19 protein-coding genes are annotated in these 20,248 nt (G+C 72.1%); 7 read left to right on the top strand and 12 right to left on the bottom strand.

From position 1 onward, the window contains the following. Positions 1-26 precede the first annotated feature (26 nt). Positions 27-950, bottom strand: coding sequence for an NAD-dependent epimerase/dehydratase family protein (locus tag OG542_RS38650; RefSeq protein WP_328418287.1), 924 nt, complete (start codon positions 948-950; stop codon positions 27-29). A 175-nt stretch (positions 951-1,125) separates the two neighbouring features. On the opposite strand from OG542_RS38650, the gene OG542_RS38645 reads away from it, so the two are divergent. Further along, positions 1,126-1,611: a nucleoside deaminase gene (locus OG542_RS38645; RefSeq protein ID WP_328417280.1), complete on the top strand. Its 486-nt coding sequence runs from the start codon at positions 1,126-1,128 to the stop codon at positions 1,609-1,611. A 344-nt stretch (positions 1,612-1,955) separates the two neighbouring features. After that, positions 1,956-2,690 (top strand): class I SAM-dependent methyltransferase, encoded by a 735-nt coding sequence (locus OG542_RS38640; protein WP_328417278.1) that lies wholly within the window; start codon positions 1,956-1,958, stop codon positions 2,688-2,690. A gap of 351 nt (positions 2,691-3,041) precedes the next feature. Here the strand turns inward: OG542_RS38640 and OG542_RS38635 are convergent, their stop codons facing one another. Next, complete coding sequence (locus tag OG542_RS38635; protein ID WP_311129709.1) at positions 3,042-3,713, bottom strand: chaplin; 672 nt, start codon at positions 3,711-3,713, stop codon at positions 3,042-3,044. A 274-nt stretch (positions 3,714-3,987) separates the two neighbouring features. On the opposite strand from OG542_RS38635, the gene OG542_RS38630 reads away from it, so the two are divergent. Next, entirely contained in the window at positions 3,988-5,559 is a 1,572-nt protein-coding gene (locus OG542_RS38630) for an alpha/beta hydrolase (protein ID WP_328417275.1), read from the top strand. 36 nt (positions 5,560-5,595) lie between these two features. On the opposite strand, the gene OG542_RS38625 is transcribed toward OG542_RS38630, so the two are convergent. After that, entirely contained in the window at positions 5,596-5,952 is a 357-nt protein-coding gene (locus OG542_RS38625; protein ID WP_328417273.1) for a hypothetical protein, read from the bottom strand. A gap of 112 nt (positions 5,953-6,064) precedes the next feature. Between OG542_RS38625 and OG542_RS38620 the strand changes: the two genes are divergently transcribed. Both OG542_RS38620 and OG542_RS38615 read left to right on the top strand, forming a co-directional pair. After that, positions 6,065-7,159, top strand: coding sequence for a baeRF3 domain-containing protein (locus OG542_RS38620; protein ID WP_328417271.1), 1,095 nt, complete (start codon positions 6,065-6,067; stop codon positions 7,157-7,159). 271 nt (positions 7,160-7,430) lie between these two features. After that, a complete protein-coding gene (locus OG542_RS38615) occupies positions 7,431-8,840 on the top strand; it encodes a PP2C family protein-serine/threonine phosphatase (protein WP_328417269.1) in 1,410 nt (469 codons plus the stop codon). 5 nt (positions 8,841-8,845) lie between these two features. Here OG542_RS38615 and OG542_RS38610 read toward each other — a convergent pair whose 3' ends face one another. Further along, entirely contained in the window at positions 8,846-10,345 is a 1,500-nt protein-coding gene (locus OG542_RS38610; protein WP_328417267.1) for a DNA-binding protein NsdB, read from the bottom strand. A gap of 233 nt (positions 10,346-10,578) precedes the next feature. Here OG542_RS38610 and OG542_RS38605 point away from each other — a divergent pair, with 233 nt between their 5' ends. Continuing rightward, on the top strand, positions 10,579-11,718 hold the full coding sequence (locus tag OG542_RS38605; protein WP_328417265.1) for an aminoglycoside phosphotransferase family protein: 1,140 nt from the start codon (positions 10,579-10,581) through the stop codon (positions 11,716-11,718). 74 nt (positions 11,719-11,792) lie between these two features. Here OG542_RS38605 and OG542_RS38600 read toward each other — a convergent pair whose 3' ends face one another. The 8 genes from OG542_RS38600 to OG542_RS38565 all read right to left on the bottom strand — a co-directional run bounded on the left by OG542_RS38600 (position 11,793) and on the right by OG542_RS38565 (position 18,390). After that, positions 11,793-12,290, bottom strand: coding sequence for a glycosyltransferase family protein (locus OG542_RS38600; RefSeq protein WP_261683344.1), 498 nt, complete (start codon positions 12,288-12,290; stop codon positions 11,793-11,795). 72 nt (positions 12,291-12,362) lie between these two features. Then, positions 12,363-12,962 (bottom strand): CGNR zinc finger domain-containing protein, encoded by a 600-nt coding sequence (locus tag OG542_RS38595; protein WP_311129704.1) that lies wholly within the window; start codon positions 12,960-12,962, stop codon positions 12,363-12,365. Positions 12,963-13,002: 40 nt separating this feature from the next. Next, complete coding sequence (locus tag OG542_RS38590; protein WP_328417262.1) at positions 13,003-13,905, bottom strand: universal stress protein; 903 nt, start codon at positions 13,903-13,905, stop codon at positions 13,003-13,005. Between the two features lie 163 nt (positions 13,906-14,068). Next, entirely contained in the window at positions 14,069-14,311 is a 243-nt protein-coding gene (locus OG542_RS38585; RefSeq protein WP_184595880.1) for a DUF397 domain-containing protein, read from the bottom strand. Positions 14,312-14,405: 94 nt separating this feature from the next. Further along, on the bottom strand, positions 14,406-15,572 hold the full coding sequence (locus tag OG542_RS38580) for a thiolase domain-containing protein (RefSeq protein ID WP_328417260.1): 1,167 nt from the start codon (positions 15,570-15,572) through the stop codon (positions 14,406-14,408). After that, the gene (locus OG542_RS38575; RefSeq protein ID WP_328417258.1) at positions 15,569-16,633 is read right to left on the bottom strand and encodes a thiolase domain-containing protein; all 1,065 of its coding nucleotides are present in this window, start codon (positions 16,631-16,633) and stop codon (positions 15,569-15,571) included. The genes OG542_RS38580 and OG542_RS38575 overlap by 4 nt, the downstream gene beginning before the upstream one ends. Further along, entirely contained in the window at positions 16,630-17,571 is a 942-nt protein-coding gene (locus tag OG542_RS38570) for a Zn-ribbon domain-containing OB-fold protein (protein WP_328417256.1), read from the bottom strand. Before OG542_RS38570 ends, OG542_RS38575 begins: the two co-directional genes overlap by 4 nt. 18 nt (positions 17,572-17,589) lie before the next feature. After that, positions 17,590-18,390, bottom strand: coding sequence for a crotonase/enoyl-CoA hydratase family protein (locus OG542_RS38565; protein WP_328417254.1), 801 nt, complete (start codon positions 18,388-18,390; stop codon positions 17,590-17,592). A gap of 175 nt (positions 18,391-18,565) precedes the next feature. Between OG542_RS38565 and OG542_RS38560 the strand changes: the two genes are divergently transcribed. Beyond that, complete coding sequence (locus OG542_RS38560) at positions 18,566-20,185, top strand: acyl-CoA synthetase (protein ID WP_328417252.1); 1,620 nt, start codon at positions 18,566-18,568, stop codon at positions 20,183-20,185. Positions 20,186-20,248 lie beyond the last annotated feature (63 nt).

Raw genomic sequence — 20,248 nt, 5'->3', positions numbered from 1 at the left:
CCGCACCGGCCGGTGCTCCCCCGGCGTCAGCGGCCCGCCGACCGCATCGCGGCGAGCCCCTCGCCGCTGGAGGGGTAGCGCGGAGTCCAGCCCAGTTCTCGTTCCGCCTTGGCGCAGGACACCCGCAGCCGCGACGTCATCACGGTGTGCGCGTACGACATGGGCTTCATCAGCCACAGTGGCACGGTCATCGGCTTCGGCAGCCCGAACGTGCCGGCCACGCTCTCGATGTGCGCGCGGAAGCCTGTCGGGGTGCGGTCCGCGATGTTGTACGCCTGCCCCGGCCGGCCGCGTTCCACGGCGGCGGCCACTGCGCGGGCGGCATCGGTGAGCTCCACCCACGGCAGTACCCGGTCGCGGTCGCCGGGCATGGGCAACTGCCGTCGGCGCAGCAGCGGCAGCAGGGCGTCGGTGCCGCCGGGGCCGTAGAAGAGGCCGAAACGGAGCGCGATGCCCTCCAGCGCCTCCGACTCGAAGGTGAGCCGCTCCTTGGTCCGCATGCCGGCGATGTGCCGCTCCAGCTGCGGAGTCCTGCCGAGCGGGCCGAAGGGGTCGTCCTCGCTGAGCGGGTGGTCGCCGTGATCCCCGTAGCCGTAGCCGAAGACCATCGACTCCGCGACGAAGCGGCGGGCACCGATGACGCGGGCGGCCTCGACGAGGTGGGCCGTGCCCTGGGTGCGCAGCGCGTCGGTGGCGTCCATGTCGCGGTCGCGCATGGGGGGCTTGCGCAGGGCGGTCGCGGCGTGGATCACGGTGTCGAAGTGGTGTCCGTCGACGGCGCGCAGCAGCGCGTCGCGGTCCATGAGGTCGGCGCGGATGCCGTTGTCCCGGCTCCGGCCGAGTCCGGTGACCTTGTGGCCCGCCTCGGTGAGCGCGTGGGTGATGTGCCGGCCGAGGACACCGCTCGCGCCGGCGAGGAGGATGCTCTGGTTCCGCTGGTTCGTCGTCATGACCATGCGACGGATCGGACGGGCGTGGATGTGACATCCGACGGGACATCCGGCCGGCCACGGGGGGCCTGCTGCGGCGTGCACACGTACAGCGACGTCGTGGTCAGCGGTGCGAAGCGTTGATGCCGCCGTACAGTCCTGTTGATCACTTCGTCGCTAGGAAGGGCCCGGCACCATGGTCGTGAAGGACACGGAACTGCCTCACCTGCGCCGCTGCGTGGAGCTCGCGGCCGAGGCACTGGACGACGGGGACGAACCGTTCGGTTCGGTTCTCGTGGGAAAGGACGGCACGGTCCTCGCCGAGGACCGCAACCGCGTGGCCTCGGGCGACCGCACCCGGCACCCCGAGTTCGAGCTGGCGCGCTGGTCGGCCGCCCATCTCACGCCCGGGGAGCGGGCGGCGGCCACGGTCTACACCTCGGGCGAGCACTGCCCGATGTGCGCGGCAGCGCACGCCTGGGTCGGCCTGGGACGCATCGCCTACGTCGCCTCGTCCGAGCAACTCGTCGTATGGCTCAGCGAGTTGGGCGTTCCCGCGCCACCGGTGCGGACACTCCCCGTCCACGAGGTCGCACCCGGTATGATCGTGGACGGTCCGGTACCCGAGCTGACGGAACGGATCCGGGATCTGCACGTGCGGTTCCATCGCGGGCGCGGCTGAGCCGCCCGAGATGCAGGGCCGCATGGGCGAATCTAGGATCGAATTCAACTGGACCAGGCGTCCCGCCCCGGTCTCCCCAACGGGGGGAGGCGCATGTCTTCGCTGCATCGCCCTGGTCACGGTGGTCACCCTCGTGTACCTGACCGTCCCGGCGGCGCGTCCTGCTCTGTGGGCCGTCATCGGGCTCGCCGGCGTCACCGCCGTGCTGGTCGGCAGGCGCGTCCACCGCCCCGCCCATCGCCGGCCCTGGTGGGTCCTGGCCGGCGGGCTGCCCACCTGCGTCGCGGGCGACCCTGACCCGGCTTTCCTAGCGTTTCCCGCTGCGGCTGAAGGGCTGAACGGCCATGACGACGCACAACGACGACGTGGACTGGGACCGCTGGCCGGTCGCGGACTACCTCGCGGAGAACTACCGCGAGGTGCGTCCCTCGGATGCGGCGATCATCGCGCACCACAGCGCCTTCTACCGGCGCTTCCCGCCCGGTGGCATCGACCGCTCCGTGGAGTTCGGGGCGGGCCCCAACCTCTACCCGCTGATCCTCGCGTCCGCCGCGTGCCGCAGGATCGACGCCGTGGAGGCGGGGGCGAGCAGCGTCGCCTATCTCCAGGAACAGATCTGTCATCGCCTCGACGCGAGCTGGTTTCCCTTCCACGCGCTGTGCCGAGAGCTCAACCCCGACGTGCCGGCGACCCTGGCCGGGGCGCTGGCGCCGGTGAACGTCGTCCACGCCGACGTCCGGACCCTGCCGCCCGGCTTCTACGAACTCGCCTCCATGCACTTCGTCGCCGAGGGCGCCACGGAGGACTTCGCCGAGTTCGCCGACTTCTGCCGCACCTTCGTCCGCACGCTCACGCCGGGCGGCCACCTGGTCGCCGCCTTCATGGAGAATCTGCCGACCCACCGCATCGGCCCGGCGTCCCGCTGGCCGGGCTGCCCGGTGAACCCGACGACGGTCACCGAGGTCTTCACCCCTCTGACCCGCGACCTGGATGTGACCCACATCGACGCCGATCGCACCCTGCCGGACTACGGCGACTCCGGGATGGTGCTGCTCACGGGGGTGGCAGAGCCGGTCTGACGACACCGGTCCGCCGAGCGGCCGGGGGTTCCCGTCGGCGATACCCACGCCCTGGGCGCACCCGGCTCCGCCGCCTGCGACGTCCGCCTGTCGGGCGCCCCGACGCGCCGCCGACGGCGCCCTGACGCCACCGAGGCGGCCGAGGCCGCCCGCCGGACCCCGTTCCTCCGGACAGCGGCCCCGCCCGGGTACGGGTCAGGCGGGGCTCGGACGTCGCCGCCGCTCCCGGGCCCGGACAGTTCGGTGTCGCCTGCCACCGATCGGCGGGGCCGCGAGGGCGTCGCCGTTTCCGAGCCCGGGGCGGGGCCACTCACCACGATGAGCCCGGCCGCACCACTGTGAGCCGTCCGGTCAGTCGTCCGCGGCCGGGCGGACCCGCCGGCGCAGCACCACTCCCCCGAGTACCAGCGCCGCGCTCGCCGCGACGACCGGCAGGGTGTGGTCCGAGCCCGTGTGGGCGAGAGCGCCCGTGGCCTGCGGCGCGGAGTGCGGGGCAGGGGCGGGGTCGGGGGCCGGGTGCGCCCGGGGCGGGACGGACGGCTTGGGGGCCGCCGGCTTCGGTGGGTGATGGGGGCGGACCGGCCGGCCGCCGGGGGTGTTCGAGGACTCGTTGCCGGTCGCCGCGTTGCCGATGCCGACCACGTTCACGCTGTTGCCGGTGACGTTGACCGGGAGGTCGACCGGCAGCTGTACGCCGTTACCGGAGGCCACACCCGGTGAATCCTTTCCGCTGCCTTCGGCGACCGCACCGCCGGGCTTGCCCGGCCGGCCGGCCCGCCCGTCGCCCTTGTTCGCGCAGCTGTTGCCCGCGGCGGGGTTCAGGACCCCCACCACGTTCACCGTGTTCCCGCACACGTTCACCGGGACATGCACCGGCAGCTGAACGGTGTTGCCGGAGACCACCCCGGGCGAACCGGCCGCCGATCCGTCCGCCGCCGAATCCGCGTACGCGGGGACCGCCATGGCCATCGCGCCCGAGGCGGCGGCGACGGCGATCACACCGTTTCGGGTAACCCGTCTCATAGGTTCCCTGCCTTCCAGACATCGTCGCGGGCACTCACCCGCACGGGATAGAACGCGGGGCGCACGATCCGAGTTATGGCTTATCGGCCTTTCACTCCATCGAGCGGCCCGGTTGTCGAACTAGCGGTAAAGCCCTTCGTATGCGGGACGAAGCCGCGCGCCCCGAGGCACTTCGAGCGGCCCCACCCGCCCGGAGGCGCCGGTTCCGGGGCCCGCTTATGGTGGGCGAGGGCGCCGGTTCCCGGTCCGCTGTGGGGCGCCCCTGGAGGCATAGATGCTGGCCAAGCTGTCCATGCACCTCTCGATCCGGCGCTGCGCGGTCACCGGCGCGGCCGGGATGGCCCTGCTGGGCGCGGGCCTTCCGGCGGCCGACGACCCCCCGCCCGGCCTCACGCGTTTCTACGACCAGAAGGTCAAGTGGTCGACGTGCGAGGGCATGGACATGCCGAAGGACCTGCAGTGCGGCAAGGTCACCGTCCCGCTCGATTACGCCAGACCCGAGAAGGGGACTCTCGATCTCGCCCTGGCCCGCTACCGGGCCACGGGCAAGTCCCGGGGCTCGGTGCTGCTGAACTTCGGCGGCCCGGGCGTCCCGGGCGTGACCCAACTCGCCGTCGGCGGCAAACACTTCATGGGCCTGACGAACGGCTACGACGTCGTCGGCTTCGACCCCCGCGGAGTCGGCCGCTCCTCGCCGGTGAGCTGCGGAAACGCCTCCACCGACGCACTGGACGCTACGGACGGGAACGCCGAGGCCGCCGATCCGCGGGCCGTGCTCGAGAAGCTGCGCGCGGCAGCGGCCGAATGCGCCGAGCACTCGGGCCCCGTCCTGCGCCACATGGGCACGGTGAACGCCGCCCGCGACCTGGACGTCATGCGCGACTCGCTCGGCGACGACAAGCTCAACTACCTGGGCTTCTCGTACGGAAGCCGGCTCGGGGCGGTGTACTCGGCCCGGTTCCCCGAGAAGGTCGGCAGAGTGGCTCTGGACGGGGTGGACACGCTGACCGAGCCGCTGTCCGAGCAGGGCATGGTGAGCGCCCGGGGACAGCAGACCGCGCTGGAGAACTTCCTGACCTGGTGCACGGAGGACATCGCCTGCCCCTTCGGGCAGGATCCGCGCGAGGCCAGGGAACACGTCGTACAGGTGGTCGAGTCGCTCGACGAGGACCCGGTGCCGACGGACTTCGGCGAGGCGTTCTCCGGCCAGGACTTCGCGGGCGCGCTCGGGCAGGGCCTCTACAGCAGGGAGCTGTGGCCCTCGCTGCAGCGGGCGGTCGCCCAGCTGCTCGAGGAGGGCGACACGCGCGGCCTGGAGGCCTTCGCGTCCGGAGGTGTCACGCTCCCGCCGCTGCGGGGCAAGCACCGCGGACTCGTCGACCCTGAGGAAGTACCCCTGGACAACCTGCCGGCGGCGTTGATGGCGGTCAATTGCGCGGACGACCCCGACCGCCCCGCCGCCGCGCAGGTCACCAAGGACCTCGGCCGGCTGCGCGCCCGGTACGAACAGGCGTCCCCGGTCTTCGGCCGGTACCGGCTCACCCAGGTGCTGCTGTGCTACGGCCGCCCCAAGGGCACCGACTTCATCCGTGACGAGGTCAAGGACGTCGACACGGCGCGGATGCTGCTCGTCGGCACCCGTGGCGACCCTGCCACGCCGTACCGCTGGACGGTGGAGACGGCCGAGCGGCTCGGCTCGTCGGCCGTGGTGCTCGACAACCGGGGCGAGGGGCACACCGGCTACGGGTCCTCCAAATGCGTGCACGGCAAGGTCGACGCCTTCCTGCTGTACGGCACCCTCCCGCCGGACGGCAGCTCCTGCGGCTCCGACCACGACACCGAGTGAGAGCACGGATCCGCTCCGGGACGGCGCACCCGGTCCTCACCCGCGTGAACGTCGCCGAAGCGCCTCGGCGGCCTGCTCCGCGTCCGCGACGGAAACGGCGAGACGTGTGAACGGCACCGGCCGCCGCAGATCCACGATCACGACGGGAAGCCCCGCCCGCACCGCCACGAAGTCCCGGCCGAGAGGGTGGAGCCGCTCCCCCACGCACCACCGGCCGGGACGGCAGCGCCCGACGAGCGGCGTGCCGCGCAGACCGCGCCACCAGTCACCCTCGACGCGCACGGCCCGCACAGCCTCCAGCGGCACCCGCACCTCGCGTCGCCGGGCCGACAGCCCTTCCCGCAGCGCGAGCCGCACCACAACCTCCGCACCGTCCACCATCAGGCGTGCCATCGGCAGCCACCTCCTCCCCCAGCGTGTCCCCGCGCACGCGCACACGAGCACTCGAACCGGGTAACCGATTGCCCCAAATGCCCCAATCGCGATTCGGCTCTATCGTTCTGTCATGGAGCACGTTCTGAGTCCCGCGACCCTTGCCGAGCTGCGGCGCCCGCGCCCCTACCCCGCGGTCTCCGTGCTGACGCCGACCCACCGGCGCGAGCCCTACAACGCCCAGGACCAGGTCCGGCTGCGCAACGTGGTGGCCGAGGCCAAGAGGCAGCTGGAGGCCGATCCGGCGGTCAGCCGGGATCGGCGTACCGAGGTCGCCCGGCACCTCGACCGGGCCCTGTCCGAGATCGACCTGGCGCACACCGAGGACGGCCTGGTCATCTTCGCGGCTCCCGGTGAGCACCAGGTGTGGTCGCTCGCCAGGTCCGTGCCCGAGCGCGTGGTGCTCTCGGACACCTTCCTCACCCGCAATCTCGTCTCCGCCCAGACGGCCGGGCGGCCGTTCTGGGTGCTGTCGCTCGCCGCGGACCGCGTCACGCTGTGGAACGGCGGAGTCGACCGCGTGACCGAGGCACGCGTCGGCGGCTTCCCGCTGACCAGACGCGTGGAGAACTTCGACCCGGAACGGCAGCAGCGGATCGGGGACCTGCCGAGCGCCTTCCGGGAAGAACGCACCCGCCAGTTCCTGCGCGAGACCGACACCGCGCTGAGCAGCGTCCTGCGCGACCACCCGCGACGGCTGTACGTCACCGGCGAGCCGGCCGCCCTCTCGCTGCTGGACGAGGTCGGCAGCGCCGCCAAGGGCGCGGTGCACGTCCCGCACGGCGGGCTCGCCCACGGGACGCCCGAGGGGGTCTGGCAGGCCATGCGGCCGGTGATCGAGGCGGCGGCCCTCAGGAACACGGACGCCGTGAGCCGCGCCCTCGAAACGGCCCGCGGGCGTCGGGAGTTCGCCGCCGGTGTCGACGAGTTGTGGCAGAGCGCCCGGGTCGGCCGTGTCCGGCTGCTGGCCGTCGAGGAGAACTACCGCGTGACGGTCCGCGACGCCGGGGACCATCTGATCCTCGCCGAGTCCGGCGATCTCGACTCCCGCGAGGACATCGTGGACGAGATCGTCGAGCAGTGCCTGGAGACGGGCGCCGACGTCCGCTTCGTACCGGACGGCGCACTGGGCGAGGCGGACGGGATCGCCGGGGTCCTGCGGTACTGAAGACCTCGAACACAGGACCGTCGAACGTACGCGGCACCGGGACGCGACGTTACCCACGAGTCGTCAAATGCCCTGTGTAACCTACGACTTGGGCATTCGATCGGCGCGCCTCGCGCCTACCTCGGAGTAACTCCGTGAGACTATGGCATATGCCAGAAGCACCACCGTATGGTGTGTTGCCAAATCCCTTACAGGGCGTCGCGGGCTGTGCGACAGTCGTAACGGTCCCTCCGTCCGCCTTGGTCGTATCGTCCCCGCATCGGAGTGCGTCATGCCGTCCCACCTCTCCGCGGACCGCCCAGCCGCCCAGCCGCCCGGACGCGGCTCGGTCGACGCGCTCATATCGCAGACGCGGCGGCTCAAGGGCGACATGGACGCGGTGCGGCGCGACGCCGAGGGGGACGGATCGGACCACCCGCGGGGTCGCTGGCAGCGCGCCCTGTACGACCTGGCCCTGCACCAGCTCAACGACCTCGACGAGCATCTGGCTCAGCTGCGGGACGGCCCGCCGCCCGCGGCGGCCCCCCTGGAACCGGCCGCGCCCCCGCCGAGCTCGCTGCTCAGCCGGGTCGGCAGCGCCGAGTGGAACCTGCTGACGGACGAGGCCAGTTGGTCCGGGGAGCTCTACCAGATCCTGGGCCGCGACCCCGCCGCTCCGCCGCTCACCCTCGACGAGATGCCGTCCCTGGTCCTCGACGAGGACCGGCCGAAGCTGACGGCGATGGTCACGAACTGCCTCGTCGACGCCCGGCCCATCGACGGCGAGTTCCGCATCGCACGCCGGGACGGCGACGTCCGGACCGTGCACATGATGGGCGAACCGGTGCTCGACACTGACGGCAGCACCGCCTCGATGTGGGCCGTGCTGCGGGACGTCAGCGAACTGCGCCGCAGCCAGCGGGTGGTCAGCGAGACCCGTGACTCGCTCCACCACCAGGGGCAGGCCGCGCAGACCGAACACCGGATCGCGGTCGAGTTGCAGGAGGCCGTGCTGCCGCCGTGGCGCGGCTCCCTGCGGCTCCCGCACCGGGGCCCCAGGACCCTCGACCTCGCGGCCCACCACCTGCCGGCGTCCACGAACACGCTGATCGGCGGCCACTGGTACGACGCGCTCGAACTGACCGACGGCGAAACGCTCCTCAGTGTCGGCGACCTCACCGGACACGGAGTCGGCGTCACGTCGAACATGACCATGCTGCTCGGCGCCGTACGCGGCATGGCGATGGCCGGTGCCCCGCCGGGACAGCTGATGGCCTGGCTGAACCAGTTACTCGACGCCACCGTGCAACCCGCCCTCGGCAGCGCCGTCTGCTGCCGCTACCGACCCGGGACCCGCACCCTGGTGTGGGCGCAGGCCGGGCACCCCGCCCCGCTGCTGTTCCGCGACGGGACGGGGCGCGCGCTCGCCGCACCGGACGGCGTCCTGCTCGGCGCCACCTCGGGCGCGGTCTACGGACAGGCCGAAGAGGCCCTCGAGGTGGGCGACCTGCTGCTCCTGCACACCGACGGGCTGGTACCCGGGCACACCGGAGCGGCGGCGGTGAACCTCCTCCTCGACCTGGCCCCGCGCCTGGCCGGGAACCGCACCGCGGAGGACTGCGTACGGACGGTCGTCCAGGAGTTCGGCGAGGGTGCGCGCGAGGACAACGCCTGTCTGCTCGTCGCCAAGGTCACGTCCTGAAAAACTCAGGCCCGTGCCCGTGCGCTGTCCCCGCCCCTGCCCTTCGTCTTCGGCAGGGCGAGCTTGATCTCCTCCCGCAACTCCTGGATTTTCGGGTAGCCGGCGTACTCGGCGGTGAGCCGGTACATCTCACGCAGCCGGTCCCAGGTGCGGTGGGAGGAGTTGGATCCCATCGACACCAGGGCCAACCGCGCGTACCGGTCCGCCTGTTCGGGGTCGTCCGCGATGAAGCAGGCCGACGCCATCGACAGATAGTCGAAGATCTTCGACCGCTGCCGGCCGTCCACCCGCAGGGCCAGCGCCTTCTCCGCGTAGTGCTGGGCATGCGCGGACGCACCCGGCTCGAACTCGGCGAGCGTGCGGTAGGCCAGGGCCTGCATGCCGTAGAGGTCCTCCTCCTTGAAAGTCTGCATCCAGTCCGGCGGCGGTACATCGGCCTTGTCGGAGACGAACAGGTCCTCCGCCTTCCCGAGCGTGCGGCGCATCGCCTGGCCCTTGCCCATGGCGGCCTGCGCCCAGGCCTCGATGGTGCAGAGCATCGCCCGGGTGCGGGGCAGCACGTCGTCGCCCGAACCGGACGTGGCGAGCCTCATCAGGTCCAGGGCCTCGTCCGGCTTGCCCAGATGGACCATCTGACGGGCCGCACGGGAGAGCGCCTCGCCCGCGCGGGGCCGGTCCCCTCCCTCACGGGCCGCGTGCGCGGCGATGACGAAGTACTTCTGGGCCGTGGGTTCCAGGCCGACGTCGTGCGACATCCAGCCCGCGAGGACGGCCAGGTTGGCGGCGACGCCCCACAGGCGCCGCTGGAGATGGGGTGGGTGACGGTAGGCGAGCATGCCGCCCACCTCGTTGAGCTGGCCCACCACGGCCTTGCGCTGGAGCCCGCCGCCGCGGGCCGCGTCCCAGGCGCGGAACACCTCGACCGAGCGCTCGAGTTCCTCGATCTCCTGCGACCCGATGGGGGCGGCCTCGTAACGGTCGAACCCAGCGGGGTCGGCGTGCAGGGGATGGTCGGGGCCGGGAGCGTCGACAGCCAGGGCAGGGTCGGTGTGCAGCCAGTCGTACATGGCGCTGCTGAGTGCGGATCCCGCGGCGAGCGCGGCGCCCGCGCCCACCAAGCCGCGTCGGTTGAGCATGAGGTCCATTCCCGTGAATTCGGTGAGGACCGCGGCGGTCCGCTCGGGCGCCCACGGCACTCCGTCGGGAGGCTCCGCACTCCCGCCGCCCTGCCGTTTCCCCGCACGCCCGTGCCGGACCAGACCGAGGTCCTCGATGGTCACGACACGGCCGAGACGCTCGGTGAACAGAACCGCCAGCACCCGCGGCACCGGATCGCGCGGGATCTCTCCCGTGTCGATCCAACGCCGCACCCGGGAGGTGTCGGTCGAGAGCTGGGGGTGGCCCATGGCCGCCGCCTGCCGGTTGACCAGCCTCGCGAGTTCGCCCTTCGACCAGCCGGCCAGGCCGAACAGGTCCGAGAGACGGGTGTTGGGTTGTCCGCTCACATCAAGCCCCCAGGTACTCGGCTGAGTTGACAGTAGCCCGGGGAGACATGCCGGGCGACTATTCGCCAGGGTTCGCCAGGGTTCGCCAGATGGTGTGCCACCGGACATCCGGTGTCAGGTAGGAAAGCGCCACCCCGACCCGGTCGCCGCAGGGACATTCCCCAGGATGCTCCAGGGAGTCCGGGCCGGGTGTGCGCTGTCGTCGCAGGCACACGAAGGGATCTGTCTCGCCCATGTACGCAGCATCATCCTCCGTGTCCGCACCGCCCCGGTCGCTGCACCCGCGTCCCACGGACAGTGGCCCCTACCTCGCCCCCGCGCGGCCGGCGGCCCCCGTCCTCGGTGCGGGCAGGGCACGGCGCGGCGCGGTTCTCGGAGCCCAACCGCTCAGCGGAAGACTCGACTTGTCCGGCCCCCAGGGCGCGCAGCTGCGCACCGCCATCGCGTCGGTGCACCGCATCTGCCCGGAGTTCGCCCCGGTGCAGGTACTGCGCCGCAACGGCCGGTCCGTACTCCTGGTCGGTACGACCGGTCGCAACACGGCCGTCGCCAAGTGTTTACTGGACCACTCCCCCGCCTGGTCCGAGCGGATCCATCACGAGATAGCGGCGTACCGCTCGTTCGTCCGGCACCGCCCTCCCGCGCGGGTACCGAGGCTGATCGCGGCGGACCCGGACAACTGCACACTGGTGATCGAGCGGATGCCCGGGCGGGTGGCGGCGCTCCAGCGGCACCCCGCCGAGGCACCGCCGCGCGCGGACATCAGAGCCGCGCTGGGCGCGATCTGCCGGCTGAACGCCTGGCGGCCACCGGCGGGCACCTTCGACGCCCCGCTCGACTACGCGGCGCGGATCTCGCGGTACCACGAGCTCGGCCTGCTCACCGACCGGGACCTGGGCGACCTGCAGAAGCTGCTGCACGGCATCGCGCAGGCGGCCGGGCGGCAGGGAATGGGCCAGTTCTGCCACGGCGACGCACTGCTGTCGAACATCCTCCTGTCACCAGCCGGTCCAGTGCTGGTGGACTGGGAGCACGCGGGCTGGTACCTGCCGGGCTACGACCTGGCGACGCTGTGGTCGGTGCTCGGGGACGCACCGGTGGCCCGTCGCCAGATCAGCCAGATCGCCCAGTCGGCGGGCCCGGCGTCCAGGGATGCCTTCCTGGTGAACCTGATGCTGGTGCTGACCCGTGAGATCCGTACGTACGAGACGGCCGTGCAGCGTTCGATGCACGAACCGGCCCCGGCGGCACCGGGCCCAGCCCACCCTGGTGCTGCGCCGTCCGGCGAGGAGCAGCGGCTGCTGCTGCGGCGGCTGCACGACGACTGCCAGCTGGCCCGGCGGGCCGTGCGCGCGGCGGTCGGCACTCGCTGACGGGGACGAAGCGGCCGCTGTGCGCCTGGACAGGCGCCCAGCGGCCCTTTCGTGTGTGGCGTGCCGCCGCCGGTTCAGCCCTGCTGGAACAGCTCCGCGGGCAGCGGCTTGAGGAGGGCGTACAGGTCGTCCGTGATGGGGCGGTCCCAGGCGGCGATGGTCACCAGGACGTTGTCGCTGCGGTCGAACTGCACGCAGGAGATCCGGCCCTCGGAGAGCTTGACGCGGCGCACGATCAGGAGGTTGTCGCCCTGCATCACCGGCACGTCCTCGGTGCTGACGACGGTGACCTCCTCGTCGTTCTCCAGCGCGAGCAGCAGCTGGGCCACCTCGAAGGGGACCTGCCCCTCGGGGACGTCGCGCGCCGGGGAGCCCTCCGGCAGATTGCCGATGATCATCGCGGGGCCGCGGCCACCGAACAGGTCGTAGCGCAGAAAGACGCCCTGGCAGGTGCCGTCGGGCGCGGGCAGCAGTCCCGCACCGAGGTTGCCGGGCCAGTCGCCCGGGTCCATGGCCAGTACGTCGAAGTCAGGCCCGGCGGGAGTGGCGCTGCGGCGGCGGAGGAACGACATGTCGCCAATGGTACGTGTCCCGGCCTGCGAAGTGTCGGGCGGGCGGCGGCCCTGTCGGCCTACGACAGGGCCTCAAGTCGTCGCCCGGTGCCGTTGGTGGTGGCGGGCCACCCGGGCGCGGTTGCCGCAGGACGGTTTGCACCACTCCTGGCGTGGGTGCTCCTTGAGGAAGTACCGCACGCAGCGCGGTGCGTGGCAGGCCCGCAGCCGGTCGCGGTCGGGGCTCGCGAGGAACGCGATCACGGCGCGCGCGAGGGTTGCCGTCAGGTCGTCGGCGCCGTGTACCGGCCGCTGTTGGACGACGGGTCCGGCCTCCCGGGGCCAGTGCAGGACCGGCACGGTGGGGGTGCGGGCGGCTGCCTCGTTGAGGCGCCGCACGGCCTCGGCCTCGGGCAGGAGGCGGCCCGCGTCCGCGGGGCTGGGCTCGCCGGGGCGCACGGCGCGGGCGAAGAGCGCGCGGGCGGCGGCACGCAGCTCGCGGACGGCGGCGAGCCGCGCGGCGTCGGCGGTGAACCCCTCGGTGTCGGGCAGGACCTCGGGGTGTGCCCGGACCCAGGCGGTCAGGCCGGCCGGGTCGGTCAGATCGTCGGCTAGGCCGCCGTCGCCGTCGTGCCGGACGGTGAGGGCCAGGTCCAGGGCGAGCCGGGCGTCCCTGCTGATCGGTTCCCGCATGGGGCTAATGATAGGCCTTCTGGTATCCATTACAGCGGGGTCAGTCCTTCGGCGGCGCCGGCGGGACCACCGCGACGGGGCTCGCGGCGTGCAGCAGGACGGCGTGGGTGACCGAGCCCATCATGCGGGCGGGTGCCAGCAGGTGGCGCCGGTGCCGGCCCACCACGACGAGGTCGGCGTCCCGGGAGGCCGCGACGAGGTGTCCGGCCGCGTCGCCCGCCGCGGCGAGCGGCTCGGCCGGGACGTCGGGGTGCCGTTCGCGGTACGGGGCGAGGAAGCCCTCGGCGAGGACCCTGGCCTCGTCCTCGATGACATCCTGGTCGACCACCGGCGGGGGCATCTCCCCGGGCATCATCCAGGGCTGCGCGGGCCACGGGTAGGCGGCCACCGCCTGGAGCCGCGCCCCGCGCCGGGCGGCCTCGGCGAAGGCGAACTCGAGCGTGGCCTCGTCGGGGCCGTCCACTTTCAGGCCGACGACGACGCGCGATCCGGGGCCGCCGGAAGGCCCCCCGTGGACCTCAGGTCCACCTCGGCGCACCACGACGACGGGGCACTCGGCGTCGCGGGCGGCGGCCATGCCGTTGGAGCCGAGCAGCAGGCTGGCGAAGCCGCCGCGACCCCGGGAGCCCAGCACCAGCAACTGGGCAGACGCGCCCAGTTCGGGCAGGACGGCACTGGGCGCACCCTCCAGGCCGACGTACTTCGTGTGCGGCTGGCCGGTGCGGCCTTCCAGGTGGGTGCGGGCCGAGTCGAGGACGGGGTCGTCCCGTGGGTCCGCCGGCCCGGCGGCGAGGACCTCGGGCTGTGCCCAGTGGGCGTACTGGCGTACATGGACCACGCGCAGCGGCGCCGACCGCCTGCGGGCGGCGTCGAGGGCCCACTCCAGGGCGCGCAGACTGTCGTCCGAACCGTCGACCGCCGCGATGACCGGCAGGGTGCTCACGGATTCCTCACCTCCGGGATACGGCCGTTCCTTCCGGGGGCCAGCCTGGCTCAGGCGCCGGCCCCGGGAGGACGTCTCGGGTCGCGTGTCCGGAAATGCGGGCGCGACACCCCCGGATCGGCCGTCGGGTCACGGCCGTCCGGGACGGCTCACCCGGCCGGCGTCACGTGAGGTCGAACTCCCCTTCCCGCGCTCCCGACACGAACGCGCCCCACTCGTCGGGCGTGAAGATCAGGGAAGGGCTTTCCGGGCGGCCACTGTTCCGCATGGCGATGAAGCCCTCCACGAAGGCGATCTGGACATCCCCCACGCCACGGCTGCTGGACTGCCACTGGGCGTTGGTGAGGTCCAGCTCCGGCTTGTCCCAGCCCATGAGCGGGCGCTGCTGGGTGGTGGTCTCGGCCACGTCCGTGCTCCTCCCGATTCGTCGAACGCGGCCAGCCTAGCGATCGTGCCCCATGGCCAACAGGGCACGTGAGGGGGACCTTTCAGGAGCCGTTTCAGGAGCCGGGGGGCCGTGCTCCCACGAGCCACATCGAGAAGAACTGCGATCCGCCGCCGTAGGCGTGGCCGAGGACCCTGCGGGCGCCGTCCACCTGGTGTTCCCCGGCCTGTCCGCGCACCTGGAGCGCCGCCTCCGCGAAGCGGATCATGCCGGAGGCGCCGATGGGGTTGGCGGACAGGACGCCGCCCGACATGTTGACGGGCAGGTCCCCGTCCAGTTCGGTCACGCCCGCCTCGGTGAGTTTCCAGCCCTCGCCCTCGCCGGCGAAGCCGAGGTTCTCCAGCCACATCGGCTCGTACCAGGAGAAGGGCACGTAGATCTCGGCGCCGTCGATCTCGCGGCGGGGGTCGGTGATCCCGGCCTGCCGGTAGACGTCGGCCGCGCAGTCCTGGCCGGCCTGCGGGGAGACGAAGTCCTTGCCGGCGAACAGGGTCGGTTCGCTGCGCATCGCGCCGCCGAGCATCCAGGCGGGCGGTCGCGGTGCCCGGGCGGCTCCCGCGCGGTCGGTGAGGATCATGGCGCAGGCGCCGTCGGAGGAGGGGCAGGTCTCCGAGTAGCGGATCGGGTCCCACAGCATGGGCGAGGCCATCACCTTTTCCAGGGTGATGTCGTGTTCGTGCAGGTGGGCGTAGGGGTTCTTCAGCGCGTTGCGCCGGTCCTTGTAGGCGACCAGGGCGCCGATCGACTCAGGTGCGCCGCTGCGTCGCATGTAGGCGCGTATGTGCGGGGCGAAGAAACCGCCGGCCCCGGCCAGCAGGGGCTGCTGGAAGGGGATCGGCAGGGACAGGCCCCACATGGCGTTCGACTCGGACTGTTTTTCGAAGGCGAGGGTGAGGACGGTGCCGTGGACGCGGGCGGCGACGAGGTTCGCGGCGACGAGTGCGGTGGAGCCGCCGACCGAGCCCGCGGTGTGCACGCGGAGCATGGGCTTTCCGACGGCTCCGAGCGCGTCGGCGAGGTAGAGCTCCGGCATCATGACGCCCTCGAAGAAGTCGGGCGCCTTGCCGATCACGACGGCGTCGATGTCGGCCCAGGCCAGCTCGGCGTCGTCGAGCGCGCGTTGTGCCGCCTCGCGGACCAGCCCGGCGATCGACACGTCCCGGCGTGCCGCGACGTGCTTGGTCTGGCCGATGCCGACGACGGCCACGGGCTCCTTGCTCATCGGGGCTCCCCTTCGAGTACGGCGACCAGGTTCTGCTGCAGGCAGGGGCCGGACGTGGCGTGGGCGAGGGCGCGGTCGGACTCGCCGCGGTGGATACGGGCGGCGGCCTCTCCGAGGCGGATGAGGCCGGCGGCCATGATCGGGTGGGCGGCGAGGGCTCCGCCGGACGGGTTGATGTCTGCGCCGTCGTCGAGCCGGAGGGCCTTGCGCAGGACGATCTCCTGCGCGGTGAACGGCGCGTGCAGCTCGGCGGTGTCGACGGGCCGTTCGAACGCGCCGGCCCGCTCGGCGGCCAGGCGGGTGGACGGCGAGTCGGTCAGGTCGCGCACGCCGAGGCCGTGTGCCTCGATGCGATGGTCGATGCCACGGATCCAGGCGGGGCGTGCGCACAGTTCACGGGCCCGGTCTCCGGCCGCGAGGATCACGGCGGCGGCGCCGTCGCCGATGGGCGGGCAGTCGCCGGTGCGCAGGGGCTGTACGAGGTAGTCCCCCTGCGGCACGGGCCCCTTGAGCTGCGCGTGCGGGTTGGCGGAGGCCGCCTCCCGGTTGCGGGCGGCGACGGCCGCGAGTGCGGGCTCGTCGGTGTCGCCGGCGTCGATGAGGGCCTGCGCCTGGAGGGCGGCGAGCGCCACGGAGTCGGGCCACAGCGGTGCCACGTAGTACGGGTCGAGCTGGCGGGTCAGGACGTCACGGACAGAGCCGGGCGAGGACTTGCCGTACGCGTAGACCAGGGCGGTTTCGGCGTCGCCGGTGAGGAGTTTGGTCCAGGCCTCGTACAGGGCCCACGCGCCGTCCATCTCGACATGCGACTCGGAGATCGGCGGCCAGGCGCCGACGCCGTCGAGGGCGAGGGTGAAGGAGAAGGCGCGTCCGGCGAGGTAGTCGCTGGAGCCGGAGCAGGTGAAGTCGATGTCGGCGGTCTTCAGGCCGGTCCGGTCGAGGACCTCGTGCAGCACCGGCATGAGCATCTCCACCTCGGAGTGCTCCTCGCTGGTGCGCCGGTGGACGGTCTGGGCGAAGGCGACGACGGCGATCTCGCGGTCCCGCGGTGCGCTCGTCACAGCAGCTCCCTGTAGGTGTCGTAGTCCGCGTCGGGCTCACCCGTCGGCCGGTAGTGGTCGGGATAGCGGGCGCCCTCCGTCCACACGGGTTCGACCCGCAGCCCCATGCGGACCTCGTCGTACGGGATGCCGCCGATACGGCCGTGCAGCGCCAGGCCGGCGCCGTCGAGGGCGATGTGGGCGTAGACGTACGGCACCTCGATGTCCAGGTTCTTCGCCTTGATGTTGACGATGCAGAACGTGGTCACCGTGCCGCGCGGCCCGACCTCGACCTGTTCGTCCGTGGCGACCCCGCAGGTGGGGCACGCACCCCTCGGCGGGACGTAGACCTTCCGGCAGGACGGGCAGCGCTCGCCGACGGTCCGCCGGCCGCCGAGGGCGTTGATGTAGGCGGTCTGGGCGCGGCCGGGTGAGTAGGTGTAGTCGAGGCGGGCGGCGGCGACGATGCCGGTGACCGGGTCCTCGAACTCGCCGGTGGAGCCGGTGAGTTGCGGGGGTTCGCCGTCGTACGGCTCGAAGCAGGCGATGTCCGTGATGGCTCCGGTGCGTTCCTCCGCCCAGCGGATGCGGACGCGCATACCGGTATGCACGGCGTCGGGGACCGGGGCGTCGAGGGCGTGCAGAAGGGCCGTGTCGGCGCCGTCGAGGCGGACCAGGGCCCAGGCGAAGGGGGTGGTGAGGGGCTGGCCCCGGCGGGGGGCGTGGTTCCAGGCCCAGGTGGTGACCGTGCCGGTGGGGGCGACCTCGACGAGGTCGCGGATCTCCTCGGCGGTGACGGGGTCGTACTCGGCGGGCGGGACGAGAACGCGGCCGTCGCTCGCCCGCACACCCAGGACGACGCGTTCGCGCAGGCCGGTCAGGAAGGCGCTCTGGACGGGGCCGAGGGAGCGGGTGAAGGGGAACTCGACGACGAGTGGGGCTTTGAGGACTTCGGGCATGCCACGGGGCTCCTTCGGTCAGGCGCGCTTGTAGACGGCCGGTCGTTTCTCCGCGAAGGCGCGGGCGCCCTCCTTGGCGTCGGCGGTGTCGAAGACGGGCCAGCCACGGGTGAGTTCGGCCGCGAGGCCGTCGGACTCGGTCATCTCCGCGGTCTCGTAGACGGAGGCTTTGACGGCCTCGACGGCCAGCGGGCCGCAGGAGTTGATCTGTTCGGCGATCTCCAGTGCCTTCGCGAGCGCGGTGCCGTCGGGTACGACGTGGCCGACCAGGCCGATGGCGGCGGCCTCGTGGGCGCTGTAGGGGCGGCCGGTGAGGAGCATCTCCAGAGCGTGGGTGCGCGGTATCTGGCGTTGCAGCCGGACCGTGGAGCCGCCGATGGGGAACAGGCCCCGTTTCACCTCGAACAGGCCGAAGGTCGCCGATTCGCCTGCGACGCGGATGTCGGTGCCCTGGAGCATCTCGGTGCCGCCGGCGACGCAGTACCCCTCGACGGCTGCGATCACCGGTTTGCGGGGGCGGTGGTGGCGCAGCATCGCCTTCCAGTGCAGGTCGGGGTCGGCTTTGAGCCGGTCGCGGTACTCCTCGCCGGCCATGCCGTTCCCGGCGAGGGCCTTGAGGTCCATGCCCGAGCAGAACGAACCGCCCGCGCCGGTGAACACGACCGAGCGGACCGAGTCGTCCGCGTCGGCCTCGAGCCAGCCGTCGTAGAGGCCGACGAGCATCGGCAGCGAGAGCGCGTTCCTGGCCTGAGGCCTGTTGAGCGTGAGCACCAGTGTGGCGCCTTCGCGCTGCACGGTGAGGTGTTCCGTCCCACCCATGGCCAACTCCCCTCTCGAAGAACGAGAACAGGTTGCAGTAGGGCGTGAGGCACTTCAAGGGTTTTCTGACAGGTAGTCAGTTTTCTTCGCGCGGACCCTTCACAGTTGGACCGCCCTTTGCTCTGATGACCGGCGAACCGTCCGATGCCAGGCACGTCCCGGGTCAGGAGGAGCGGTGGAGTACAACCTTGCCGACCTGTTCGAGTCGGTCGTCGACGTCGTCCCCGGCCGTGAGGCGCTGGTGTACGCCGACCATCCCGGTACGGGCGCGGAGCGCCGTCTGACGTACGCGGAGCTGGACGCGGCGGCCAACCGCGTCGGCCATCATCTGCTCGACAGCGGGATACGGCCCGGTGAGCACCTCGGTCTCCACCTCTACAACGGGGTGGAGTACCTGCAGACGGTGCTGGGCTGCCTGAAGGCGCGCATCGTCCCGGTCAACGTCAACTATCGGTATGTCGAAGAGGAGTTGGTGTACCTCTACCGGGACGCGGATCTGGTGGCGTTGGTCTTCGACGCCGAGTTCACCGACCGGGTGGCGGCGGCCCGGCCGCGTGCGGAGAAGCTGCGGCATCTGATCCGGGTGGGTACTCCTGCGCCGGAGGCCGCCGCCGTGCCCTGTGTGGAGTTCACGGACGCCGAGGCCGAAGGGTCACCGGCGCGTGAGTTTCCGGCGCGCTCGGCGGACGACCAGTTCATCATCTACACCGGCGGTACGACCGGTATGCCCAAGGGCGTGATGTGGCGGCAGGAGGATCTGTTCTTCGCGGGTCTCGGCGGGGGCGCCCCGACCGGCGAGCCGGTGAAGAAACCGGAGGAGCTCGCCGAGCGGGTCGCGGCCGGTGGCGCGGGGATCACCTTCTTCCCCACGGCCCCGCTGATGCACGGCACCTCCACCCTCACGGCGTTCATCGGCTTCAACTTCGGGCAGCGGGTCGTGATCCACCGCAAGTTCGTGCCCGAGGAGGTGCTGCGGGCCGTGGAGAAGGAGAGGGTCAGCAGCATCTCGCTGGTGGGCGACGCGATGCTGCGGCCCCTGATCGACGCGCTGGTCGGTCCGCTGCGGCACATCGACCGCTCGTCGCTGTTCAGCGTGTCGTCGTCCGGCGCGATCATGTCGGACACGGTGCGCCGGCAGTTCCAGGAGCTGGTGCCGAACGCCATGCTGCTGAACAACTTCGGCTCGTCCGAGTCCGGTTTCAACGGCACGGCGACCGAGGACTCGGGTCCCGAGCGGGGCTTCCGGGTCCGCGTCAACGCCCGTACGCAGGTCGTCGACCCGGCCACCTACGAGCCGGTGGCGACCGGCGAGGTGGGCCGGATCGCCCAGTGCGGACATGTGCCGCTCGGCTACTACAACGACCCCGCCAAGACCGCCGGGACCTTCTTCGAGAGGGACGGCGAGCGGTGGGTACTGCTCGGCGACATGGCCACGGTCGACGCGGAGGGGGTGGTCACCGTCCTCGGGCGCGGCTCGCAGTGCATCAACACCGGCGGCGAGAAAGTGTACCCGGAGGAGGTCGAGCAGGCCCTCAAGTCCCACCCGGACGTCTACGACGCGCTGGTGGCCGGGGTGCCGGACCCCCAGTGGGGCCACCATGTGGCAGCCGTCGTGCAGCTGCGCGAGGGGGCGGCGCGGCCGTCGCTGGAGGACATCCGGGCACACTGCCGTGACCGGCTCGCCGGCTACAAGATCCCGCGCCAGCTGGTGATCACGGAGTCGGTCCAGCGGTCGCCGAGCGGCAAGGCGGACTACCGGTGGGCGCGCGAGGTGGCGTTGGCTGCGGACGGGTGATTCTTCGGCCTGTCGATTGAACCTAAGGTGACGTGCGGACGTACTGGTGGTGGCAGGCTCGGC

The sequence above is a fragment of the Streptomyces violaceus genome (assembly GCF_036014075.1).
In the GTDB taxonomy this organism is placed as follows: domain Bacteria; phylum Actinomycetota; class Actinomycetes; order Streptomycetales; family Streptomycetaceae; genus Streptomyces; species Streptomyces violaceus.
The sequence above is the reverse complement of the archived record's forward strand: the minus strand, read 5'-3'. Positions and strand labels throughout refer to the sequence as shown.